The sequence below is a fragment of the Zeimonas arvi genome, assembly GCF_008039575.1.
GTDB lineage: Bacteria > Pseudomonadota > Gammaproteobacteria > Burkholderiales > Burkholderiaceae_E > Zeimonas > Zeimonas arvi.
Genome location: NZ_VDUY01000008.1, coordinates 104,341 through 124,896, shown reverse-complemented (window position 1 = coordinate 124,896; position 20,556 = coordinate 104,341). Strand labels below are relative to the sequence as shown.

At 67.2% G+C, this 20,556-nt stretch carries 33 protein-coding genes; 18 read left to right on the top strand and 15 right to left on the bottom strand.

Annotation, left to right across the window (positions count from 1 at the left end):
* Positions 1–69: 69 nt before the first annotated feature.
* The 10 genes from FHP08_RS17280 (at position 70) to ehuA (ending at position 8,373) form a co-directional block, all read left to right on the top strand.
* Positions 70–1,056, top strand: coding sequence for a Bug family tripartite tricarboxylate transporter substrate binding protein (locus FHP08_RS17280; protein ID WP_147705741.1), 987 nt, complete (start codon positions 70–72; stop codon positions 1,054–1,056).
* Positions 1,057–1,078: 22 nt separating this feature from the next.
* Positions 1,079–1,618: a carboxymuconolactone decarboxylase family protein gene (locus FHP08_RS17275; RefSeq protein WP_147705740.1), complete on the top strand. Its 540-nt coding sequence runs from the start codon at positions 1,079–1,081 to the stop codon at positions 1,616–1,618.
* Positions 1,619–1,834: 216 nt separating this feature from the next.
* Positions 1,835–2,425, top strand: a complete 591-nt coding sequence (gene ectA, locus FHP08_RS17270; RefSeq protein ID WP_147705739.1) for a diaminobutyrate acetyltransferase — start codon at positions 1,835–1,837, stop codon at positions 2,423–2,425.
* A 130-nt stretch (positions 2,426–2,555) separates the two neighbouring features.
* Entirely contained in the window at positions 2,556–3,821 is a 1,266-nt protein-coding gene (gene ectB, locus FHP08_RS17265) for a diaminobutyrate--2-oxoglutarate transaminase (RefSeq protein WP_147705738.1), read from the top strand.
* An 82-nt stretch (positions 3,822–3,903) separates the two neighbouring features.
* Positions 3,904–4,293: an ectoine synthase gene (locus tag FHP08_RS17260; protein WP_147705737.1), complete on the top strand. Its 390-nt coding sequence runs from the start codon at positions 3,904–3,906 to the stop codon at positions 4,291–4,293.
* A 16-nt stretch (positions 4,294–4,309) separates the two neighbouring features.
* Positions 4,310–5,257 (top strand): ectoine hydroxylase, encoded by a 948-nt coding sequence (gene thpD, locus FHP08_RS17255; RefSeq protein WP_147705736.1) that lies wholly within the window; start codon positions 4,310–4,312, stop codon positions 5,255–5,257.
* Positions 5,258–5,362: 105 nt separating this feature from the next.
* On the top strand, positions 5,363–6,196 hold the full coding sequence (ehuB, locus tag FHP08_RS17250) for an ectoine/hydroxyectoine ABC transporter substrate-binding protein EhuB (protein ID WP_147705735.1): 834 nt from the start codon (positions 5,363–5,365) through the stop codon (positions 6,194–6,196).
* Positions 6,193–6,909 (top strand): ectoine/hydroxyectoine ABC transporter permease subunit EhuC, encoded by a 717-nt coding sequence (ehuC, locus tag FHP08_RS17245; RefSeq protein ID WP_147705734.1) that lies wholly within the window; start codon positions 6,193–6,195, stop codon positions 6,907–6,909. Before ehuB ends, ehuC begins: the two co-directional genes overlap by 4 nt.
* A gap of 13 nt (positions 6,910–6,922) precedes the next feature.
* Positions 6,923–7,597 carry an ectoine/hydroxyectoine ABC transporter permease subunit EhuD gene (gene ehuD, locus FHP08_RS17240; RefSeq protein WP_147705733.1) on the top strand — a complete coding sequence of 225 codons (675 nt, stop codon included), beginning with the start codon at positions 6,923–6,925 and terminating at the stop codon, positions 7,595–7,597.
* Positions 7,594–8,373 carry an ectoine/hydroxyectoine ABC transporter ATP-binding protein EhuA gene (gene ehuA, locus FHP08_RS17235; RefSeq protein ID WP_147705732.1) on the top strand — a complete coding sequence of 260 codons (780 nt, stop codon included), beginning with the start codon at positions 7,594–7,596 and terminating at the stop codon, positions 8,371–8,373. The genes ehuD and ehuA overlap by 4 nt, the downstream gene beginning before the upstream one ends.
* Positions 8,374–8,376: 3 nt before the next feature.
* On the opposite strand, the gene FHP08_RS17230 is transcribed toward ehuA, so the two are convergent.
* Both FHP08_RS17230 and FHP08_RS17225 read right to left on the bottom strand, forming a co-directional pair.
* Positions 8,377–8,727, bottom strand: a complete 351-nt coding sequence (locus tag FHP08_RS17230) for an HVO_A0114 family putative DNA-binding protein (RefSeq protein ID WP_147705731.1) — start codon at positions 8,725–8,727, stop codon at positions 8,377–8,379.
* Positions 8,724–9,089 carry a toxin-antitoxin system TumE family protein gene (locus FHP08_RS17225; protein ID WP_147705730.1) on the bottom strand — a complete coding sequence of 122 codons (366 nt, stop codon included), beginning with the start codon at positions 9,087–9,089 and terminating at the stop codon, positions 8,724–8,726. Before FHP08_RS17225 ends, FHP08_RS17230 begins: the two co-directional genes overlap by 4 nt.
* Positions 9,090–9,420: 331 nt before the next feature.
* Between FHP08_RS17225 and FHP08_RS17220 the strand changes: the two genes are divergently transcribed.
* Complete coding sequence (locus FHP08_RS17220; protein WP_147705729.1) at positions 9,421–10,740, top strand: amidase; 1,320 nt, start codon at positions 9,421–9,423, stop codon at positions 10,738–10,740.
* Positions 10,741–10,944: 204 nt separating this feature from the next.
* Here the strand turns inward: FHP08_RS17220 and FHP08_RS17215 are convergent, their stop codons facing one another.
* Positions 10,945–11,331 (bottom strand): YkvA family protein, encoded by a 387-nt coding sequence (locus FHP08_RS17215; protein ID WP_147705728.1) that lies wholly within the window; start codon positions 11,329–11,331, stop codon positions 10,945–10,947.
* Positions 11,332–11,375: 44 nt separating this feature from the next.
* Between FHP08_RS17215 and FHP08_RS18510 the strand changes: the two genes are divergently transcribed.
* The 5 genes from FHP08_RS18510 (at position 11,376) to FHP08_RS17210 (ending at position 14,554) form a co-directional block, all read left to right on the top strand.
* Entirely contained in the window at positions 11,376–11,522 is a 147-nt protein-coding gene (locus FHP08_RS18510; protein WP_187272348.1) for a hypothetical protein, read from the top strand.
* A gap of 85 nt (positions 11,523–11,607) precedes the next feature.
* A complete protein-coding gene (locus FHP08_RS18505) occupies positions 11,608–11,769 on the top strand; it encodes a hypothetical protein (protein WP_187272347.1) in 162 nt (53 codons plus the stop codon).
* A 223-nt stretch (positions 11,770–11,992) separates the two neighbouring features.
* On the top strand, positions 11,993–12,154 hold the full coding sequence (locus tag FHP08_RS18500; protein ID WP_187272346.1) for a hypothetical protein: 162 nt from the start codon (positions 11,993–11,995) through the stop codon (positions 12,152–12,154).
* 502 nt (positions 12,155–12,656) lie between these two features.
* Positions 12,657–12,800 carry a hypothetical protein gene (locus tag FHP08_RS18495; RefSeq protein WP_187272345.1) on the top strand — a complete coding sequence of 48 codons (144 nt, stop codon included), beginning with the start codon at positions 12,657–12,659 and terminating at the stop codon, positions 12,798–12,800.
* A 446-nt stretch (positions 12,801–13,246) separates the two neighbouring features.
* The gene (locus FHP08_RS17210; RefSeq protein ID WP_187272344.1) at positions 13,247–14,554 is read left to right on the top strand and encodes an NUMOD1 domain-containing DNA-binding protein; all 1,308 of its coding nucleotides are present in this window, start codon (positions 13,247–13,249) and stop codon (positions 14,552–14,554) included.
* Positions 14,555–15,191: 637 nt separating this feature from the next.
* On the opposite strand, the gene FHP08_RS17205 is transcribed toward FHP08_RS17210, so the two are convergent.
* Positions 15,192–15,761 carry a hypothetical protein gene (locus tag FHP08_RS17205; protein WP_147705726.1) on the bottom strand — a complete coding sequence of 190 codons (570 nt, stop codon included), beginning with the start codon at positions 15,759–15,761 and terminating at the stop codon, positions 15,192–15,194.
* Positions 15,762–16,188: 427 nt separating this feature from the next.
* Between FHP08_RS17205 and FHP08_RS17200 the strand changes: the two genes are divergently transcribed.
* Positions 16,189–16,416 (top strand): hypothetical protein, encoded by a 228-nt coding sequence (locus FHP08_RS17200; protein ID WP_147705725.1) that lies wholly within the window; start codon positions 16,189–16,191, stop codon positions 16,414–16,416.
* On the top strand, positions 16,416–16,727 hold the full coding sequence (locus FHP08_RS17195; protein ID WP_147705724.1) for a hypothetical protein: 312 nt from the start codon (positions 16,416–16,418) through the stop codon (positions 16,725–16,727). The genes FHP08_RS17200 and FHP08_RS17195 overlap by 1 nt, the downstream gene beginning before the upstream one ends.
* Here the strand turns inward: FHP08_RS17195 and FHP08_RS17190 are convergent.
* The 11 genes from FHP08_RS17190 to FHP08_RS17140 form a co-directional block, all read right to left on the bottom strand.
* Complete coding sequence (locus FHP08_RS17190; protein ID WP_147705723.1) at positions 16,675–16,872, bottom strand: hypothetical protein; 198 nt, start codon at positions 16,870–16,872, stop codon at positions 16,675–16,677. The two genes, FHP08_RS17195 and FHP08_RS17190, sit on opposite strands and share 53 nt — an antisense overlap.
* A gap of 136 nt (positions 16,873–17,008) precedes the next feature.
* The gene (locus FHP08_RS17185; protein WP_147705722.1) at positions 17,009–17,221 is read right to left on the bottom strand and encodes a hypothetical protein; all 213 of its coding nucleotides are present in this window, start codon (positions 17,219–17,221) and stop codon (positions 17,009–17,011) included.
* Between the two features lie 3 nt (positions 17,222–17,224).
* Complete coding sequence (locus FHP08_RS17180) at positions 17,225–17,605, bottom strand: hypothetical protein (RefSeq protein WP_147705721.1); 381 nt, start codon at positions 17,603–17,605, stop codon at positions 17,225–17,227.
* A gap of 11 nt (positions 17,606–17,616) precedes the next feature.
* Positions 17,617–17,850 carry a hypothetical protein gene (locus tag FHP08_RS17175; protein WP_147705720.1) on the bottom strand — a complete coding sequence of 78 codons (234 nt, stop codon included), beginning with the start codon at positions 17,848–17,850 and terminating at the stop codon, positions 17,617–17,619.
* Positions 17,847–18,083 (bottom strand): hypothetical protein, encoded by a 237-nt coding sequence (locus tag FHP08_RS17170; RefSeq protein WP_147705719.1) that lies wholly within the window; start codon positions 18,081–18,083, stop codon positions 17,847–17,849. The genes FHP08_RS17175 and FHP08_RS17170 overlap by 4 nt, the downstream gene beginning before the upstream one ends.
* On the bottom strand, positions 18,083–18,391 hold the full coding sequence (locus FHP08_RS17165) for a hypothetical protein (RefSeq protein WP_147705718.1): 309 nt from the start codon (positions 18,389–18,391) through the stop codon (positions 18,083–18,085). The genes FHP08_RS17170 and FHP08_RS17165 overlap by 1 nt, the downstream gene beginning before the upstream one ends.
* 3 nt (positions 18,392–18,394) lie before the next feature.
* Positions 18,395–18,898: a hypothetical protein gene (locus FHP08_RS17160; RefSeq protein ID WP_147705717.1), complete on the bottom strand. Its 504-nt coding sequence runs from the start codon at positions 18,896–18,898 to the stop codon at positions 18,395–18,397.
* The gene (locus FHP08_RS17155) at positions 18,895–19,173 is read right to left on the bottom strand and encodes a hypothetical protein (protein WP_147705716.1); all 279 of its coding nucleotides are present in this window, start codon (positions 19,171–19,173) and stop codon (positions 18,895–18,897) included. The genes FHP08_RS17160 and FHP08_RS17155 overlap by 4 nt, the downstream gene beginning before the upstream one ends.
* The gene (locus tag FHP08_RS17150) at positions 19,170–19,442 is read right to left on the bottom strand and encodes a hypothetical protein (RefSeq protein WP_147705715.1); all 273 of its coding nucleotides are present in this window, start codon (positions 19,440–19,442) and stop codon (positions 19,170–19,172) included. Before FHP08_RS17150 ends, FHP08_RS17155 begins: the two co-directional genes overlap by 4 nt.
* Positions 19,439–20,008 carry a hypothetical protein gene (locus tag FHP08_RS17145; RefSeq protein WP_147705714.1) on the bottom strand — a complete coding sequence of 190 codons (570 nt, stop codon included), beginning with the start codon at positions 20,006–20,008 and terminating at the stop codon, positions 19,439–19,441. Before FHP08_RS17145 ends, FHP08_RS17150 begins: the two co-directional genes overlap by 4 nt.
* Positions 20,005–20,502: a hypothetical protein gene (locus FHP08_RS17140; protein ID WP_147705713.1), complete on the bottom strand. Its 498-nt coding sequence runs from the start codon at positions 20,500–20,502 to the stop codon at positions 20,005–20,007. The genes FHP08_RS17145 and FHP08_RS17140 overlap by 4 nt, the downstream gene beginning before the upstream one ends.
* Between the last annotated feature and the right edge of the window lie 54 nt (positions 20,503–20,556).

The window sequence follows — 20,556 nt, the reverse complement described above, 5'->3', positions numbered from 1 at the left end:
GTGTTTTCCCGCGCGATCTCCGCGGTACTATCGATCGCACCGAACAATCACCCGAGAGGAGACAGAACGATGTGGACATCCGCAACGAGCACGATCGCCGCGGCGATCGTGTTGGCCGCGTCGGCAGCACTGGCGCCGCAGACTTCGCAGGCGCAGTCCTATCCGGAGAAATCGATCCGGCTGATCGTGCCGTACGCACCCGGCGGCGCGACCGACATCATCGGCCGAGCCACGGCCGAGGAGCTCACGAAAACGCTCGGGCAGCCGGTGGTCGTCGACAATCGACCCGGCGCCGGCGCCAACCTCGGCTCGGAGATGGCCGCGAAGTCCGCGCCCGACGGCTACACCGTGCTGGTATCGGCGAGCAGCCTGCACGGCATCACCCCCTTCCTGTACACGAAGCTGAACTACGACCCGAACAAGGACCTCGCTCCGGTGATCGTTCTCGCCCAGTTCAGCAACGTGCTGGTGGTGAACCCGACCGTCAAGGCCAATTCGGTGCAGGAACTGATCGCGCTGGCCAAGGCGAACCCCGGCAAGCTCACCTGCGCCTCGAGCGGCGCCGGATCGTCGATCCACATGTCCTGCGAGATGTTCAAGCACATGCTCGGGCTGGACATCACGCACGTGCCCTACAAGGGCAGCGCGCCGGCGGTCACCGACCTGATCGGTGGACAGGTCGACATGATGTTCGACAACATCCCTTCGGCGATCTCGCACATCCGCGCCGGCAAGCTGCGCGCGCTCGCCACCACCGGCGCCAAGCGCGCCGCGTCGCTGCCCGAGCTGCCCACCATCGACGAGTCCGGCGTGAAGGGCTACGCGTCCGGCGCGTGGTTCGGCCTGGTGGTGCCCACCGGCACGCCTCCCGCGATCATCGCCAGGCTCAACGCGGAGGGCCAGAAGGCCGTGCAGTCGCCCGCCTTCGTCAAGCGCATGAACGACCTCGGCTACGAGATCGTGGGCGGCACGCCCGAACAGATGGCCGCGATGATCAAGGACGAGTACGAGCGCTGGGGTCCGATCGTCAAGGCCTCGGGCGCAAAGGTCAACTGAGCGTCCTCGCGGAGCCCGCCCCATGTCCCGTCTGAAGATGCTCCCGCCGCAGCCCGAGGACCCAGCGCTCGCGGCGATGTTCGACGAGGTTCGGGCGCGCGGCGTGCGCGTGCCGAACCTGTACCGCGTGATCGGGCACGCCCCCGCAATGCTGCGCGCCTGGCTGGACTTCGCCTGGCCCTTGCGGCTCGAGGCGAAGTCCTCGCGCCGGCTACGGGAGCTGCTGATCCTGCGTGGCGCGCAAGTGTCGGGCGCCCACTACGAGTGGGTGCACCACACGACGATGGCGCTGGCGGCCGGTGTCACGCAGGCGCAGATCGACGCGCTCGCCGATTGGCGAAGCTCGGCGCTGTTCGACGCGCAGGAAAAGGCGGTGCTTCGACTCGCGCAGGAGGTCACCGAGGGGCCCGCAGCCTCGGCCGAGGCGATCGACGCGCTGAAGCAGCAGGGCTTCGACGAAGCGCAGATCGTCGAGCTCACGCTCACCGCGAGCTTCTACGTCTGCGTGTCGCGCTTCCTGCAATCGATGGAGGTCCCGCTCGAGGACCCCGAACGCGGGTAGCGCGGTTGCCCTGGCTCGAGATCCTGCGGGCTGGCCCGCCGCGGCCTCGCCGTCAAATATATTTGTCCAAATATTTATGCTAGAATTTCGCCTCTTTCACAGTTCGAAAGTCGGTCCCCAAGCCGGGGCAGACCGCCGAGGCGCGCATGCAGCGCCCTGCCGGTCGGGTCCGATCGCCGCGCCGGGCGCGAGATCGGGCCGCCGACCCAGCACCGCATGACCGATACGGACCCAGGCAAGACCGCGACCTCCGACCCGATCCGATTCCGACCCGCGCGCCAGACCGATGGCGCCGCCCTCTGGCGCCTGGTGAAAGCCACCGGCCAGCTGGAACTGAACTCCGCCTATTTCTACCTGCTGTTCGCCAGCGATTTCGGCGACACATGCCTGGTTGCCGAACGCGACGGCGAGGTCGTCGGCGCCGTGATCGGCTACCACCCTCCCCGGCAAGCCGACACCGCCTTCGTCTGGCAGATCGGCGTGCTCCCCGCGCTGCGCGGCCAGGGGCTCGGCCAGCGCCTCCTCGACCGGTGGCTGGCGCTTCCGGCCAACCGCGCGTGCCGCTGGGTGACCGCCACGGTCGACGAGGACAACCGCGCCTCGCGCGCCCTGTTCGGCGGATTCGCGCGCCGGCACGGCGCCGAATGCACGGTGTCGCCGCTGTTCATGCCCGAGCAGTTTCCGAATCCGCACCCGGCCGAGCCCTTGCTGCGGATCGGGCCGATCGATCGCAAGGCCGGCTCCCGCGCAGAAGCGTCGCGGCAGGACCGGCAGCGTCGCGAACTCGCCGCACAGGACGCTTCCTGACGGCACCCAGGGCCGCGCGCGCTTCGCGCGGCCTTCGGCCACAGGCCGGAGCCGGTGCTCCCGGCCCGGCCATGCGCTCGGCGAGCGCCGCCCGAGGCGGCGTCCCGGACAACATCACAGAGGGGGATCCATGAACACCTTCGAGAAACACGAATCCGAGGTCCGCGGCTATTGCCGCAGCTTCCCCGCGGTCTTCGCATCGGCCAAGGGCGCCTGGATGACCGACGAGAAGGGCAAGCGCCATCTCGACTTCTTCGCAGGCGCCGGCGTGCTGAACTATGGCCACAACCCCGACCGGATGAAGCAGGCCCTGCTCGAGTACATCGAACGCGACGGCATCACCCACACGCTGGACATGTACAGCGAGGCCAAGGAGGCCTTCATCCGGCGCTTCGATGAAGTCATCCTGGCGCCCCGCGGGCTGTCCTACAAGTTCCAGTTCCCCGGCCCCACCGGCACCAACGCGGTCGAGGCCGCGCTGAAGCTCGCGCGCAAGGTGACCGGCCGCCAGGAGATCGTCGGCTTCACCAACGCCTTCCACGGCATGACGCTGGGTTCGCTGTCGGTCACCGGCAACGGCTTCAAGCGCGCCGGCGCGGGCGTGCCGCTGACGCACACGTCCGCAGTGCCCTTCGACGGCTACCTGGGCCAGGACACCGACACGCTCGACTACTTCGAGGCGATGCTGGTCGACAACGGCAGCGGCCTGGAAGTCCCGGCGGCGGTCATCGTGGAAACGGTGCAGGCCGAGGGCGGCGTCAACGTCGCCAGCGTGGAATGGCTGCGCCGGCTGCGCGAGATCACCGCGAAGCATGGCATCGTGATGATCGTCGACGACATCCAGGTCGGCTGCGGCCGCACCGGCAGGTTCTTCAGCTTCGAGGAAGCCGGCATCGTGCCCGACATCGTCACGCTGTCGAAGTCGCTGTCCGGCTATGGCCTGCCGCTGGCGCTGGTGTTGATCAAGCCCGAGCTCGACCAGTGGGCGCCGGGCGAGCACAACGGCACCTTCCGCGGCCACTGTCCGGCCTTCGTCACCGCCACCGCGGCACTCGACTACTGGACCGACGACACGCTGGCCCGCTCGGTCGCGGCGAAGAGCGCGCTGGTGCGCGAGCGCCTGGAGAAGATGGTCAGGCGCCTGGGCGCGCAAGCCACCGTGCGCGGACGCGGGCTGATCTACGGCGTGGACTTCGCCGATGCGTCGATCGCCGGCAAGGTCTCGGCCGCCTGCTTCGAGCGCGGCCTGATCCTCGAGACCGCAGGCATCGACGACCAGGTGCTCAAGCTGCTGCCCAGCCTGACCATCGAGGAGGCCGACCTGAAGAAGGGCCTGGACATCATCGAGGCGAGCCTCGAGGCGGTCCTGGGCCGCGCCGTCCGCAAGGCGGCCTGAACGCGCCGGCCATTCCCGAGTGCGCGGCGCGATCGTCTCCTTCGCCGCGCGCATCCACGAACGAACTCCGGAGAAACAGAACATGATCGTGAAGCACCTCGACGACGTCATCGGCACCGCGGCGGACGTCGACACCGAAGGCTGGACCGCCCGGCGCCTGATCTACAAGGACGCCGGCATGGGCTACTCGGTGAACGACACCCTCATCAAGCCGGGCGCCGAGCTCACGATGCACTACAAGAACCACCTGGAAACGGTGTACTGCATCGAAGGCGAAGGCCAGATCACCGACCTGGCAAGCGGCGAGACCCACGACATCCGCCCCGGCACGCTGTACGCGCTGAACAATCACGACAGGCACGTCCTGCGCGCCAACAAGGGCTCGCACATGCGGATGGTCTGCGTGTTCAACCCGCCGCTGACCGGCCGCGAGGTCCACGACGCCACCGGGGCCTACCCCCTCACCGAATGAAGGAGGGCAGGACACGATGACCACGACATCCACGACCGCCGCGCGGGCCCGCGCCCCGGCGCCCGGCGAGGACCGCTATCCGTCGCGGGTGGCCACCAAGGCCACGATCACCGACCGCAAGGATCCGGTGGTCTACGGCCGCGCCGGCGACGGCCCGCTCTCGGAAAGCGAGCTGCGCTTCTACCAGGACAACGGCTACCTGAGCTTCGATGGCCTGCTGTCGGCCGACGACCTGGCCGCCTGCCTGAACGAGCTGCAGCGCCTGCGCACCGACGACGCGGTGAAGGCCTCGCCCGAAGCGGTGATCGAGCCGGAAAGCCGCGAGCTGCGCTCGGTCTTTTCGATCCACAAGAGCAGCGCGCTGCTGCGCCGCCTGTGCGGCCATCCGAGACTGGTGGCGATCGCCCGCCAGCTGCTGGGCAGCGAGGTCTACATCCACCAGTCGCGCATCAATTACAAGGGCGGCTTCCGGGGCAAGGAGTTCTACTGGCACTCGGACTTCGAGACCTGGCACGTCGAGGACGGCGTGCCGGCGATGCGCATGGTGAGCTGCTCGATCGCGCTCACGCCCAACACCTCGCACAACGGGCCGCTGATGATCGTGCCCGGCTCGCACCAGCGCTACGTGTCCTGCGTTGGCGAGACCCCCGACGACAACTACAAGTCCTCGCTCAAGCGCCAGGAAGTCGGCGTGCCCGACGACGCGAGCCTCACGCAGCTCGTGGACGAGTTCGGCATCGCAGCGCCCATCGGGCCGGCCGGCTCGGTGACCTTCTTCGAGTGCAACGCGATGCACGGTTCGAACTCCAACATCACGCCGATGCCGCGCAGCAACCTGTTCGTGGTCTACAACAGCGTGGAGAACAAACCGGTGGCGCCCTTCTGCGGGCTCGAGCCGCGGCCGAACTTCATCGCGGAGCGCGAGGACTTCACGCCGGCGGCGGAGCTGGCGAAAGACCGCTGAGGCGGCGGTCCGGAGCGGCGCTTCGCCGCCACGCCGACCCCACGACACGACGATCAACGAGAGGTGCCTGCCATGAAACCCGGATTCGCGATTCGCAGAGCGACGATGGCCCTGCTGATCCTGCTCGGCGCGGGCTCGCTGCTGTCGGCCGGATTCGCCCAGGCGGAGTCCACGCTGGAGCGCATCCGAATGGAAGGCAGCATCCGCGTGGGCTTTGCCAACGAGGCGCCCTACGCCTACGCGGACTCGACGGGCGAGCTGACCGGCGAGTCGCCCACGGTGTTCCGCCACGTCATGAAGCAGCTCGGCGTGAACAAGGTGGAAGGCGTGCTGACCGAATGGGGCGCGCTGATCCCGGGCCTGAAGGCCGGGCGCTTCGACGCGATCGTGGCCTCGATGTACATCACGCCCAGGCGCTGCAAGCAGATCGTGTTCGCCGACCCGACCTACGGAATCGGCGAGGCGCTGATCGTGAAGGCCGGCAATCCCGATGGCCTGCGCGACTATGCCGACGCCGTCCGGAAGAAGCGCAAGATCGCCTTCGTGGCCGGCACGGCGGAGATCCAGCACGGCCGCATGGCCGGCATGACCCGCAAGCAGCAGCTGATCGTGCCCGACTTCGCCGCGGCCATCGCGGCGGTGAAGGCAGGCCGAGCGTCGGCGGCGGCGCTGACCTCGCTGACGGCCGGCGAGCTGGCCGCCAAGGACGAGGGCATCGAGCGCGCCGAGCCCTTCACCTTCACCCACAAGGGCAAGCGCTATCGCGGCGAAGGATCCTTCGGCTTCCGGCCCGAGGACACCGAACTGCGCGACGCGGTGAACGCCGAGCTGAAGAAGTTCATCGGCACCGACGAGCACCTGGCGATGATCGCGCCCTTCGGCTTCGACAAGTCCAATCTTCCCGAGAAGACCGCCGCCCAGCACTGCGCCGGCAAATGAGGGTCGCGCTGGTCGCCGCGGCGCTGACGGCGGGTTTCGCGCTGGCGCTGCTCGCCGGCGCAGGCGAGTTCCTCCCGGAGCTGCTGCGCGGCACGCTGGTCACGCTGCAGGTCGCGGCCGGCGGCGCGCTGCTCGCGGTGGCGGCGGCGCTGGTCGCCGCGCTGGCCCGTCTCTACGGCCCGGCGCCGCTGCGCTGGCTGGCGGTGGCCTACGTGGAGACCTTCCGCGGCACCTCGGCGCTGGTGCAACTCTTCTGGCTCTTCTTCGTGCTGCCCCACTTCGGCATCACGCTCGCCCCGCTCACCGTGGGCATCGTCGCACTGGGGCTCAACATCGGCGCCTATGGCGCCGAGGTGGTGCGCGGCGCGATCGGCGCGGTGCCCCCCGGGCAGTGGGAAGCCGCCACCGCGCTCAACATGGATCACATGCAGGCGCTGCGGCGCATCGCGCTGCCGCAGGCCTTCGTGCGGATGATCCCGCCCTGGGGCAACCTGTTCATCGAGCTGCTGAAGGCGACCTCGCTGGTGTCGCTGATCACGCTGTCCGACCTGGCCTTCAAGGCCCAGCAACTGAACCAGAACACGCTTCGCACCGCGGAGATCTTCGGGCTGGTGCTGCTGATCTACCTGGCGATCTCGCTGGCGATCACCGCCGGCATGCGGGCGCTGGAACGGCGCGCCGCGCGCGGGCTTGCGCGAGGACGGACCCCATGACGAGGCGTCGCCGATGACCGCGATCTGGGACTGGGCGTACGCGCTGGAGATCCTGCCGATCCTGGCCAAGGCCTCGATCTTGACGGTGCAGGTCACGCTGGCGGGCTTCGCGCTGGCGCTGGTGCTGGGCCTCGCCTTCGCGGTCGGCCGGATGGCCGGGCCCGTCTGGCTTCGATCGGCGACCAGCGCGGCGGTCGAGTTCGTGCGCTCCACGCCGCTGCTGATCCAGATCTTCGTCCTCTATTACATGATGCCCGGCATGGGCCTGAGCCTGAGCGCGATGAGCACCGGCGTGCTGGCGCTGGGCCTGCACTACGGCGCCTACTGCGCCGAGGTCTACCGCTCGGGCCTCGAGAACGTGCCCAGGGGCCAGTGGGAGGCCTCGATCGCATTGAACCTCTCGCCCTGGACCACCTTCAAGGACATCGTGCTGCCGCAGGCGATCCCGCCGGTGGTGCCGGCGCTGGGCAACTACCTGATCGCCCTGTTCAAGGAAACGCCGCTGCTGTCGGCGATCGCGGTGCTCGAGCTGATGCAGACCGCCAAGATCCTGGGCTCGGAGAGCTTTCAGTACACCGAGCCGATCACGCTGGTCGGCGCCTTCTTCCTGCTGTTCAGCCTGCTGTCGGCCGTCCTGATCCGGCGCCTCGAGCGGCGGCTGGGCGCGCGCGCCGGAGCCCGCCGATGAACGAAACCCCGATGGTCCGCTTCGACAAGGTGAGCAAGCGCTACGGCCCGCTGACCGTGCTCGACGCGCTGGAGCTCGACATCGCCGCCAACGAGAAGGTCGCGATCATCGGCCCCTCGGGCTCGGGCAAGACCACCGTGCTGCGGATGCTGATGACGCTGGAGCCGGTGGACGAAGGCGTGATCTACATCGACGGCGAGCCGCTCACCCACACGCCGCGCAACGGGCAGCTCATGCGCGCCGACCGCGCCCACCTCAAGCGGATGCGCGCCAACGTGGGCATGGTGTTCCAGCACTTCAACCTGTTCCCGCACATGAGCGCGGTGAAGAACTGCATGGAAGCGCCGATGACCGTGCTGGGGCTCAGCCGCGACGAAGCCTACGCCCGCGCCGCCGAGCTGCTCGCGATGGTGGGACTGGGCGACAAGCTCGACCACTACCCCGCGCAGCTCTCCGGCGGCCAGCAGCAGCGCGTGGCGATCGCCCGGGCGCTGGCCATGCGCCCGCGGGTCATGCTGTTCGACGAAGTGACCTCGGCGCTCGATCCCGAGCTGTGCGGCGAGGTGCTGGCGGTGATCCGCGAACTCGGCGCCGCGCACGACCTGACCATGTTGATGGTGACCCATCAGATGGGCTTCGCGCGCGAATTCGCCGACCGGGTGTGCTTCTTCGACCAGGGGAAGATCGCCGAGCAGGGGGCGCCCGAGGAACTGTTCGCCGAGCCGAGGAACGAGCGGACGCGGCAGTTCCTGAGTGCGGTGATGGCGGCGGGGTGAGGGTCACGCAGCCAGGATCCTGAATTCCGTGGCCTTCGCCACCGGCCGCACCTGGTTTCTTTCGCGCTCGAGCTCGACAATCCCATATCGGCTCATCGTCTTCAGCGTGCGCGAGAGGTTCCCCGGCTTGCGACCAGAGATCTCGGCCAATGCGGAAATCGACACCGGCCTGGCCTCGGCAATGAGCCGCAGCAGCGCACGGTTATCGTCGCTCAGCACTTCGGCCAGCGAGCGCATCGAAGTGAACCACACTTTCGGCTCGCCCGGTCGGGGCTTGTAGTCGCCCCGCGCGATCGCCAACACCCGTTCCCGTATCCTTTCCTGCGCCATGATGCCTATGACGATGGGCTTCATTCTTGCCGTACCTCTCGAAGAATGCGATCGACGTCGGCAAAGAAGTCGACCAGTAATCGATGCGCGCTCTCGAATTCATAGGGAAGGCCGTCATCGAGTGCGTGCCTGTGTCTGTGGTCGAAAGGCAGAACTCGCCCTGCATACCTGAATCTGCCTCCCGGTTTGACTCCATGCGCATTGTCGTAGCCCAGGACGCGTGCCCCACTCGGCTCATGAAGCGTCAGCGAATACCGAATGCCGTGCGGAACCACTCCCGAGACGTCGACTCGCCATGCCTCAATCTTCACCCAGTAGCCGCTCTCCTGGTCCAGAAGGGTCCCGTTGAGGTCGAGCAGCGTGTCGATTCCGGTGTCGCGAGGCATCTCAATATATCATCGGTTGATATTTCTTTCAGAGGATTTCCCAGGAGGACACAAAGACAAATCCACCCTCGAGGTAAGCGCGCTGCACTCGGCCCTCCGGCCTACCGGCATGCGTACGAACGGCATCGGCCAAGCGGATCTCGGCCTGATGAATCAAACCGCGATGACCGGCCCGGCGCGTGACATCGTGCGGGTTCGTCATGCCGCAGGCGGGAGGGACGATCCTGCTGGCGCTGTTTCAGACTCTGGCGCTGTCGTTCGTGCGGTAATGGGGCATGGGCGATGATGCCCAACCCTCACCTTCAGCCGCATCGAGACGAAAGGAGTTCGCGTGCCTTCGTTCACCTCCTTCCAGCAGGATCCCGGCGACATCGCTATAGTCCAGGCCGCATTCGACGCCGACGAGTCCGACCCGGTGGCGCTCCTCGAGTCCCTTTTGCGTCGCATAGACGAAGTCGATCCCCATGTGCACGCATGGACATCGGTGGATCGCGAGGGCGCGCTGCGGCAGGCAAGGCACGCCCGCGATTCGCTGAAACAGGGCGAGCGGCGCAGCCCGCTGCACGGCATTCCGGTGGCCGTCAAGGACGTCATCGACGTCGCGGGCTTCCCCACCCGGGCGGGCAGCCGCGCCCGGACCGGGCAAGGACCGGCGGCACGCGATGCCGATGTCGTCCGCGCGCTGCGTGCCGCGGGCGCGGTGATCCTGGGCAAGACGCACACGACCGAGTTCGCCTACTTCGACGGCGTGCCGCCCACGCGCAACCCCTGGCACACGGGGCACACGCCGGGCGGCTCCAGCGCGGGCTCGGCAGCGGCGGTCGCGGCCGGCATGGTGCCCGCCAGCCTGGGCACGCAGACCGCAGGCTCGGTGGTGCGCCCCGCCGCCTACTGCGGCATCGCGGCGTTCAAGCCGACCGGCCAGAACATGAGCACGCACGGCGTGGTGCCGCTCGCGCCGGCCTTCGATACGCTCGGCTGGTTCGGTCACCGCTTCAGCGATGTGGCGGCCATCGGCGCGGCGCTGCATGCGCAGCGCTTCCTCGCGCCCGACCGGCCGGATGCCCTGCGCGTTGCCTTGCCCGAAGACGCATTGTTTGCCGATGCCAGTCCGGCCGTGATGGACAGTCTGGACCGCACGGTGCAGGCCCTCGCTCGCGCGGGGCATCGCATCGGACGGACTCCAGCGCCCGTGGCGCTAGACGACGCGATCGCCGCGCACAGGACCGTGCTCGATTACGAGCTGTCGCGGCTGCATGGGGAACTCGTCACCGAGCACGCGCCAGTCTTGTCGCCCGGCTGGCTGGCCGCGATCGAGCGTGGCTTGTGCATCCCCGACGAGAATCACCTGGCCGCACGCAATCGCATCCAGCAGGCCCAGAAGACTTGCTGGGCCGCATGGGCCGACTGGGATCTCCTGCTGGTGCCGGCAGCGCCCGATACGGCACCGGCAGGGATGCCCACCGGGGACCCGCGCTACATCATCCCCTTCACCGCCCTGGGCGGTCCGATTGCCACCCTTCCCGTGTCGCTCTCGACGAATGGCCTGCCGCTGGGTGTCATGCTCTGCGGCCGCCCGGGCAGCGATGCGGCGCTGATCGCGGATGCGCTGATGGTCGCTTCGGCAATCGAGGCGCCTCGGGTCTGGTGAGGTGTGAGTCCGGCCACTTCTGCGCAATGCGCAGCCCCGAGGTGACCGCCGGATCGGCTGAGCCGTCGCGCGCCAGAAAAGAAAAACGCCGGCTCGATCTCTCGAAGCCGGCGTTCCTTGAAACTGGTTGCGGGGGCACGCACACTGTATTGGAGGCATCAACTGCGATTCGCGTAGTAGCGCCTCCGTGCTGTCGGCCGTGACCTACCCTGTCCACCACCACCAGACGAGCCACGCGACGGCGGCCCAGACGCTGCATACGAGCACCACACCCCACAGCGTTCGAGGTTTGGCCCCCCGCTCGCGCAGCCAGCCTTCCGCCCGGTCGCGGCACTCGGCGTAGACCGCGTCGGGCAAGAAGCGGACGGCGGCCCAGATGAGCCCCGGCAGGAGCAGTACGTCATCCACGTAGCCCAGCACCGGGACGAAGTCGGGAATCAGGTCGATCGGACTCAGGGCGTAGGCCACGACGACCGCGGCGATCGCCTTCACCGGCCATGGCGTGGCCGGATGCCGGAGAGCAAACCAGAGGGTGACTCCGTCGCGCTTCACCCGCCTCGCCCACTCTCGCAGCATCTCGGTCATCCGCATGGCCGGGATTGTAGGTCCGTGGCGGGACCGGCATCATGCCCGGCATGGACGAACCCCCTGCCCCTGCAATCCTGCGCCTCGGCGACGGCGCGGTGCTCGTCATCGAGCAGCTTCCCGACGGCCAGCTGCAGCGCACCCGGATCGAGCCGGACGGCACGACGTCGGTCGAGGTGGTGCCACGGCCGAGTTGACGTAGGTCAAACCCTGCGCCGGAGCGAGCCCAACCCCAGTAGGGGTAATCGCCCCACGCTGGTGCGCGGGGGTAGCGTCGCCCGCATGCAAACACCGGACTTTCCTGACGACGACTGGCTGCAGGTCCTCTGGGCGCCCGACGGCGCCGCCGTGCTGACGTTCACCGACGAGAACGGCGAGCTGGTCGAAGCTCACCTGTACGAGGACGGGTCGATCAAGACCAAGATCCTGCAGTCGGCGCAGTGACCCCGCTCGACCGGCCCTGCCGCCACTGCGCACACTGGCTGCGCTGGGATCCGTCGCGCGCCGCGGTCTGCGGACTCGGCGACCAGATTCAGATCGTTGCCCAGCCCGAGCGCGGATGCGCATTCTGGAAGCGAGAGCGGGGCGCCGATGACGACGACGATGACCTCCCTCAGAGGGTCAGTTCGGGCCCGTCATCGCTGACCTGTTCTGCGGCACTGGGTGATTGCCCCTCCTGACTGCGGCGGTTGAGGAGTTCGTCTACACCAACCACGAGCCCCGACTTGGCCGCGACGAGTTCAAGCTGTTCCCTTCTATAACGGTGCCTTCGGGGCCGTTCATGCCGCTGAAGCCGCGGTCGCCCACGCTGATCAACTGCTTCGTTTAGCCGATCGACGAAACCCTCGAACTACGCACCGCTGCGAGCGGCGAGAGGCCGCCTCCCAGAGGGCGGATCCCTCCAAGACGCCCGCCAGCGCGGCCGCCCAGAGATCGGTGCCGGCCAAGATCCTCGGAATCGACCGAATCCCCGGTCGCGGAGAGTCGGGAATCGACCGAATCCCCGATCGCGGAGAGTGGGATATTATTTCCAGGCGGGTCGACCACTGGTTATGTATCTAGTGGTGCTCAAGGGGTGGGGGACTAATTTCTCAACCCTTGCACGGCCCCAAAAAGGCGAAGCCCCAGTGTTGGCGCACTGGGGCTTCAGGGTGAACCACTCCGGTTGGAGGCCGGACCATAGGTCGCAATGGTGTGCGATCAAGGAGGGCTCGGGTGTGCCTAGAACTCACATGACCTCATCAGACTAGGCAACTTGCTAGTCTACGCCACGCCTCGGCGAAACGTCGAGGCGTGGGTTCAAGAATCTGCTCATCGCGGAGGTATTCGACATGAGCAAGACCAGCAAGCAAGTCTCGCACCGGAGTGCGGAGACGGGCCGCTTCGTCACCGAGCGGTACGCCACCACACATCCGAAGACGACCGTCCGCGAGACGAACCCGCGGTCGCAGCCGCAGCCGGCCAAGAAGAAGTAGGCCTCCCGCGGCGTGGGGGTCGGGCGGCGTGAGCCGCCCGGCTACTCCGACGGTGGTCGGGAACACCTTCGGCCGATAGAATCCCCCGATCACAAGAACCGGCAGCCGCTCGACGGCGCCTTCGACGATGTCGGGCCCAGACCATCGCAAGAACGCGACGAAGTGCGGCGGGGGCCACCCGTGTGAGCCAACCCGTAATCGCGATGGCTGATCCAACGGCCTACAAGACCTGTACCAAGTGTGGCGAGCCAAGGCCCGCCACCCTCGATCACTTCGCGCCGTTCAGGCAGGGTCGCAACGGGCTTCATCCTTGGTGCAGGGCATGCTTGCGGAACTACGAACGCCTACGGCGAGCGAAGTCCGGCGCGACGGTTCGCAAGAGTAGCCACCTCCCGGTAGACGCACCGCCACGCCAGAGCGCAAGCGCTGATGCCAAGGCATCGACCTTGCTGGAACGCATCTGCTCGAACCTCGGGCCTGAGCCGCGGTTTAAGGCCTACTTGATCACCAACACCGCAACTGGGCAGCAGTACATAGGGGTCACCGAGCGAAGCCTTAAGAGCCGATGGCGACAGCACCTTCAGTCTGCCAAGAGCGGCGACTACGGTTATCTCCTCCACGACGAGATACGCCGATATGGTCCTGATACCTTCGACTTCCAGTTCATCGCCTGCGCCGCAACGCGGTCGGATCTTGGCGAGTTGGAGAAGCTGCTTGTCGCGCAGTACCAGACCGTAGAAAACGGCTACAACCAAACGCGCGGCGGCAAGGCCGGCGAGATGGTCGGTAAGGCGGTCACGGTAAACGGCAAGACTTTCATCAGCCTCAATGCGGCCTCCCGCCACCACGGCGTCGAGGAGTACCTTGTCCACCAGCGGATGCGAGTTCAGGGGTGGACTCTTGAGCAGGCCCTCGGCGTAGCACCGGCACCACGCAGAACGCACAAGGGGCGGGCAATCGAGGCCGACGGGTGCAGCTACCCGACGATACGTGCCGCAGCAGAGGCGCACAACATTACTGAATCGGCGTTAGCGACACGCTTGGCGCTGGGCTGGTCTACGGACCAAGCATTAGGCCGCGCACCGCCTCCGAAGCGCGTCCCAGCTGGGGTGAGTCTCGTAATCGGAGGAGTGCAGTTCAAGACGATCGCCGAGGCAGCCCGCCGCTTCGGGGTACCGAGCGGAACAGTGCGCAAGCGATTGCGCTTGTCTTGGTCGCCCGAGCAGGCTGTCGGGATTCATCCACCGCCCGCCCGACACCGGACGTTCGGAAACGAGCACGCACTGGCACTGCAGGGCTCGGCATACTCGAGCGTCAAGGCAGCTGCTAGGGCGCTAGGAAAAAACTACGGAACCGTCGCGGGGCGGCTGCAGCTTGGGTGGTCAGTCGAGCAAGCGTTTGACCTTGCGCCGCCACCGCCGCCATCCGGGAAGAAGAACGGCGTCGAAGTAACGGTTTCCGGGCGCGTCTTCGCCAGCCACTCCGATGCAGCAAACGCGCACGGGATCGCGCCCCAGCAGTTCCTCAAGCGCCTCAAGTTGGGATGGACTACGGAACAAGCGTTAGGGGTCGAGCCGCGCCCACCTGCGCGCGGGAACAACCGAAAGCGCGTGACCGTGAAAGGTCAGCCCTTCCCGTCGATTCGGGAGGCGGCAAGGTACTTTGGCATCACCCCGTCGGCCGTGGCCCAGCGAATGCGGACGGGCATGTCGCTAGAGGACGCACTCTCCAAGCCATCCAGAACGAAGAAGTGAGCACGACAACGGGCTCTTGCATCATCAACAAGCGGACCGGCGAGGGGTTCGTCACATTGAACTCGAAGGATCTGGGCAGCTTCACGGCCCCGACTCGACAACTTTAGCCCTCGTCATTGACGACGCCACGGAACATGAAAACGTTCTTGAATGTATGCGAACTGTGTCTCTTCCGGAGGCCACCCTCAGAGTTTGGCGAGGGCACTCTGGGATCACAGAAGACCGTTTGCATGCCATGCGAACAGCGCGTCGCGCGCGCGATGGCGAGGGCCGAAGACGCCCATCAACGAGAGAAGATTCGACTGGAGACCGCTACGAAGCATCGCGACAACGATCACTTCTTGCGAGGCCTCCGATCCGGTGTAAAAACTGGCACTTTTCTGGGAATAGTGCTGGCCTTGGCCATTTCTTCGATCGCATGGCTGGCATATCAGATCGCGGGCGAGGAGACCGCCGCGCTCTCGGTAACCGCTGCCATCGCGTTCCTGGCGTGGTTTGGCCGCCGTACGTTTGTGTTGCTGTACTTCAAGCGACCGCCGCGAAGCCATGACATAGTGAGGTAGCTGGCGCGTCTGACCGCGAACAGCCGCATACCGCTAGTGCCGCTTCGGCCGAACCGGCGATGTCCAGTCAATTGTCAGCCCGAATCCCCAGTCCCTCCGGGGTCCTCAGGCAACTCCCCCATAGCCCCATACGCTGCCGCTCTAAGTAGAAATGCGAGCGTCCAGCGGAATGCGTACTCGGCGCATTGGACGTCGCGGTCACTCACTTGAAGGTCCTCGACCGACTTGGGATGTGTCAACCTGTGGCGCACTTCTATGGCAGCAAGCACGCGGCACCAACCTTCCCCCGAGAAGTCCTCAGTGAATTCAGGGAACTGCCTGCGTATGATTCGCGCGACAAGCTTTAGAGTTGTCGCCGTAGGCAAGTGCCTCGTTGTCCGGCGGACGACGCCGTTCGCAGCCACGTGGTAGCTACGCTCGAACAATGCATCGTACTCGTGCGCTGTCAGTTTCCACTCGACCCTTGGCAACCCGAAGACTCTGACCTTTAGAAACCAGATCAGGCCCTCGACGCTTGACATCGCCGTTCGGACTATGTCTCGCCTATTCTGCGGGGAGTCCTCGGCGTCAAGTCGCTTTTGACTCGCTACGACGTCCGCGATAAGCACGTCGGTGAAATATCGAAGATCAAACTTGTCCTTCATGTTGATAGTCCCGTTCAGACTTCCTCGCCGGCAAGATTCTCATGACCTTATACCCTTCACCTGACCGCGCCCGTCGATGCACGCCCCTTCACCGCGAGTCGCGGGACAGACCCCAGCCGAGGTAAGTGACGATCTCGGGGCGGTATGAGAGACAACGTCTCATTCTCGCCGGCACTTAGCGCGCAGCGCGACCCAGCCTTCACCCCCACCGCCGCAGTTCAGTTCGTTCGATTCATCTGTTAACACCCGGGTACATGGACATGTAGTCACCCCGCACTGACGCATGCGTCGCCGCCCAGACCTCCGCCCCCGACAAAGGTTCGCCGGGGTAGCACGGTAGGCAGCCCGCCGCTACACTCCCCTCGTCGCCCGTTGGCGGCACGCGGATTTGCCCGTTGCCGGCGTCATCGGCTAACCGGAGAAGACGATGATCAAGATCCAGTTCAGCGGCCCCGCCCTGCCGATGGACGACCGGCGCTGGATGGCCTGCGCGCAGGCCGAGATGGACGCGATGATGCTACGCGACCACCTGCCCCTCGACAGCGCCTTGCGCAGCGTGCCCCACAGGATGAGGCAGCTCCTCGGCGCCGACGCGGCCGCACCCGGGGTCGTCGAGGCCGCGGTGGTCGCGGTCTACCTCGCGCGTGGCGTCTGATGAGCAAGATCACCCCCGAGCAGTTGGCAAGGTTGTCTGCGCGAGTCGATGCGCGTGTCCACGCCTACGGAGGCGCCCCGATCGAGGTCGCGCTGCGATACAGCAGGGATCACCTCGCGCAGCAGTTCGGCGCGGCACCCCTACCCGAGATCGTGGTGCTCTTCTACGCCGAGCTTGCGGCAGACCGCGAGCTGGAGCGGCGGAAACGCCGGGACGTCACCACCGCGGCTCGCCGCTACCCCGACGCGGTGCGCCTCCTCAAGCGGGTTCAGAAGCGCGCTCGCGCGACGGCGCGTCGGCTATCTCGATGAGAATCGCCTCGATCGCCGCGACGCGCGCGGCCTCGTCTTCGGGATGGGCGTCGGCGTAGTCGGCCAGCAGCGCGACGGGGTCGGGGACGCCGGCCTTCTTCAGGGCTTCGAGCAACATGGTGACCTCCGTGGTGGAATGCTTCATGCTGCCGCAGCTCTTGCCCGGTGTGGAGTAGCGGGCGCTACGATTCTCGCTACTGCCTCTCTGCGCTTGCGAACTCGATCACGCGGCTGGCCGGAGAACTGCCGGCGGCGGCCGACGTGGCCGGAGAGCTTCCGCTTCATCGCAGGCCGAACCAGCTATCGCTGCCGGGGTCCGGCAGCTGCAGCGCGGCATCTCGACTCTCGTCGATACGCTGCCGCACGCGTCGGATTGCCCGCTGCTCGTCGGTGAACTCTTGCACCTTGTGCGGGCTCTCGACGCCGGTAAGCGCGCCTCGCGCCCAACGGATGGAGCCGAAGGCCGCGCGCTGGGCATCGGTCATCGGCTTCATTGCCTACCCCAGTAACGTGGCGCCGCCGGTCGCCGCCTTCTCGGCCTCACGCGACTGGGCATCAGCAAGCAGTCGGTTTGCGGTGGCCAGCAGCTGGTCGGCGGGCACGGGCTCGCCGTCGGCGGTCACGGCGAGGTCGCCTTTTTCGACGAGGTAGAGCAGGGTCGACCACGCACCAGCGAGCTGCTGTGCGGCGCCGCGATGCCGATCGCCCTCTTCGCGATCGCGCTGGCCGTTCTGCTCGACGCGCTTCGAGTGGCTGGCCGCCGCGGCGACCTCGGTGAAGACCTCGTCGAGGTCGAAGGCCAGCCCGTCGAGCCCCTGCTCGCGTGCAAGGTCGACGGCCTCACGCAAGGCCTTGGTGTGCTTGGCTTGTAGCGCCATGACGTGCTCCTTCAGTGGTAGATCGACGGGGTGGCGATGTGACCGGGCGATGCTGCCGAGGCCGACACGTCCGAGACCCACGCGAGGGCATCGCTTCGGTTCAAGACGGCCTGCCCACGCTCGTAGCGGCGCCCGATCTTGATCGGGATGTTCGTGTCGGGTGGCACGACGACCGGTCCTTCGTGGCGGTCCAGCTCGCGGATGGCCTGCTGGGCGAGCACCCACCGGTCGCGCCGCGACTTCATGCGTAGCGGCCCGGCGTGCGCGGCGGCCGAGCGGGCGACAGCAGAGTCTTGCCGACAGGTTTGTTGGCCTGCTCCCACATCTCGCGAGCCCGCAGGCGGTGGCCGTCGAGCAGGGGCACGCTCACGATCACCTCGATCTCCGCGGCCGTCAGCCCCGGGGCCGCTGCGATCGCCGCGCGGGCGTTGCGGGCCGCGCGGTGGAGCACGAAAGCACAGCTGATGCTCGGTCGCATCACAGCCCCCCTGCAGCCGACCAGCGCGGACGCACGGCGTAGGCATTGCCGCCCGACGGGTCGTGGCTGGCGCCGGCCTTGTCGTGCGTGCTGCGGTTCGAGTCGCGCTGCGCACTGTTGTCGGCCAACGTGCGGTTCCTGACGAAGTCGCCCGACTGGCCCGCCGCGATCTTGACCGCCTTCGGGAGAGAGGCTGCCTCGCCCGCGGAGACGGTGCTCGCAGGTTGAGTGGGCGACTCGACTGTGGTGCCCGGCTCGATCAGCTTGCCGTCGACGAAGGCCGGCTCGACGTAGGTGAACTTCGCCATGGCTCAGGTCTCCTCGGTGCCGACGACCAGCTCGCCGCGCCCGATCCGGGCCTCGATCTCCTGCTCGTCGTGTTTCGCGGCGATCTCGTCCGCGAGGCTCAAGGTGAGATCGAACGCGCCCGCCATTGCCCGCTCGTGGTCATTGGCTGGGTCGCGGGTCAAGAGACCGGCGCGCACGTACTGGCCCGCGAGGAGCAGCAGGTTGAACAACCTGTCGATTTGCCCGCAGTAGTGGACGAGCACGTGGAGGCGCTCGCCTGCAGCGTCCCACCTGTCGTACATGGTCTCGTGGAGCTGGTCGATCTGCTCGTCCTTCACCGCCGCCTCCTGTTGCAGCTGCTCGACCTCGGCTTCGAGGCGGGCGACCTCGGCTTCGAGACGGGCCACTGCGCCGCGGGTGTCGTCCAACTCGGCCTCCGACATGCGCAGCAGACCTTGGACCTCGTCGCGCTGCTCGCGGGCACCGCGCAACTCGGCATACAGCTTGCGCTCCTGCATTGGGGTCATCGCTGCGCCTTCTCGATGATCGCCGCGGTCTCGTCGTCGAACGACCGCAGGTCGGCAGCCGCTGCCCGAAGCTCGGCGGCCGAGGCGAAGCCGATGGCCTTCTCGATGAAAGCCTTGAGCGACAGCAGCGAGGCTGTCGGCCTGTAGCGCGCGCGAGACAGGTGCTTGCTGTGCGCCGGCTTGGTGGCGGCGTCGATCCGATCGACCTCGGTGGCGATCGAGTTCACGAGCGCGGCGATCACCTCGTCGGTCGTGATGGTGGTGGTCTTGGTCATGCTTGGTCCTCCAGCCGCAGAACGGCTTCATTGAGTTCGCGTTGGGTGCTGCGGTTCTTCATCGCGGCGATCCCGTACAGGAACGCATGCCTCTCAACCGGCAGCTGCTCGCCGGCCTTCGCGAGGTTCGCGACGCGCACGCCCTCGGCCCAGTCGACGGCGGTCCTCTTGGGCGACATGGCGACCATGTCGGCCAGCTCGCTGATCGACGTCGCCGTGGCGAAGTCGGGCTCGTGATCCGCCTGCGGATCGAGGCAGTGGCCAATCACGACCGGCCTCGCTGCTTCAAGTAGGCATTCGTGAGGCCGACCAAGACGCCCGTGTCCAGACCCGCAGAGCTGCGGCCCAGCGCGGCATGGACACCGGGCGCGGTCTTGCGCAGCCACCCGTCGGTCTCGCGCAGCAGCTTCTCCGCCGCGGCGCGGCCACCGTGCATGTCGGCGAGCCGCGTCAGCGACTGTCGCTTCAGGTCGGCAATCTCGGTCTGGGAGCTGGGGAGCGGCCGGGAGAGCGCGCTGACCAGCTCGGTGGTCGACAGATTGGCGCCGATGCCGTTGATCTCGGCATCGACGCTGCGCGCAGCCGCGGTCGCCTGCTCGGGGTCGACGCCGTGCTCTTCGAGCAGCGTGCCGATGGCCGCGGCGGGGCCTGAGATCGTGTTCCCGAAGAGCGCGGCGCCGAGGTCGGCCTTGGCCGGATCGTTGCGCACGACGTTCAGCTTGGTCGCGCCGTACAGCACGTCGGCAGAGCGGCTCGTTGCCGCATCGACGTGGCTGGTGTCCTTGTGCGACGCGTCGGCGTTGTCGCCGCCGTAGATGGTGTCGGCCGCGTTCATCGCGCACCCCCAGCCAGTTCATCGCGGTGCCGCGTGGCCTTGGCCAGCGCCGCCTTGGCGGCCTCGGCGGCGGCGTGCGCCTTGCGATAGGCCTTGGGGTCGTCGACAGCGGCCAGCCGGGCGAGCACGGCGACGTCGAGCTGGCGCGCGGCCTCGATGACAGCGCCCTCGGCAGCCTGCAGCTCGGCAGCTGCGCGCTGCGCAGTGGCCGCATCGGCGGCCTCCTGCGCTGCAACCTGCGCGTCGAGCGCGGCCTGCAGCTCGTCGACGATCGACTGGGCCTCGGCGGCCTTGCACTCGGCCTGCGCGGCATCGGCTTCGCTGGGCGGGTTGATCACCACGCCCTGAAGGCCATGGCGGGCCTTCTCGATCGCGGCGCGCAGCTCCGCTGCCTCGCGACGGTGTGACTCGGCGACCTGCTTGCGGCTGTACAGCGCGTCGGCGAGGCCGAGACGCTCGACGGCTTGCTGGGCGGCGGTTGAAAGTTGACTCACGTGATGCTCCGGTGATCGTGTCCGGACATCTTCTTCGAGTATCAGAAGTATCAC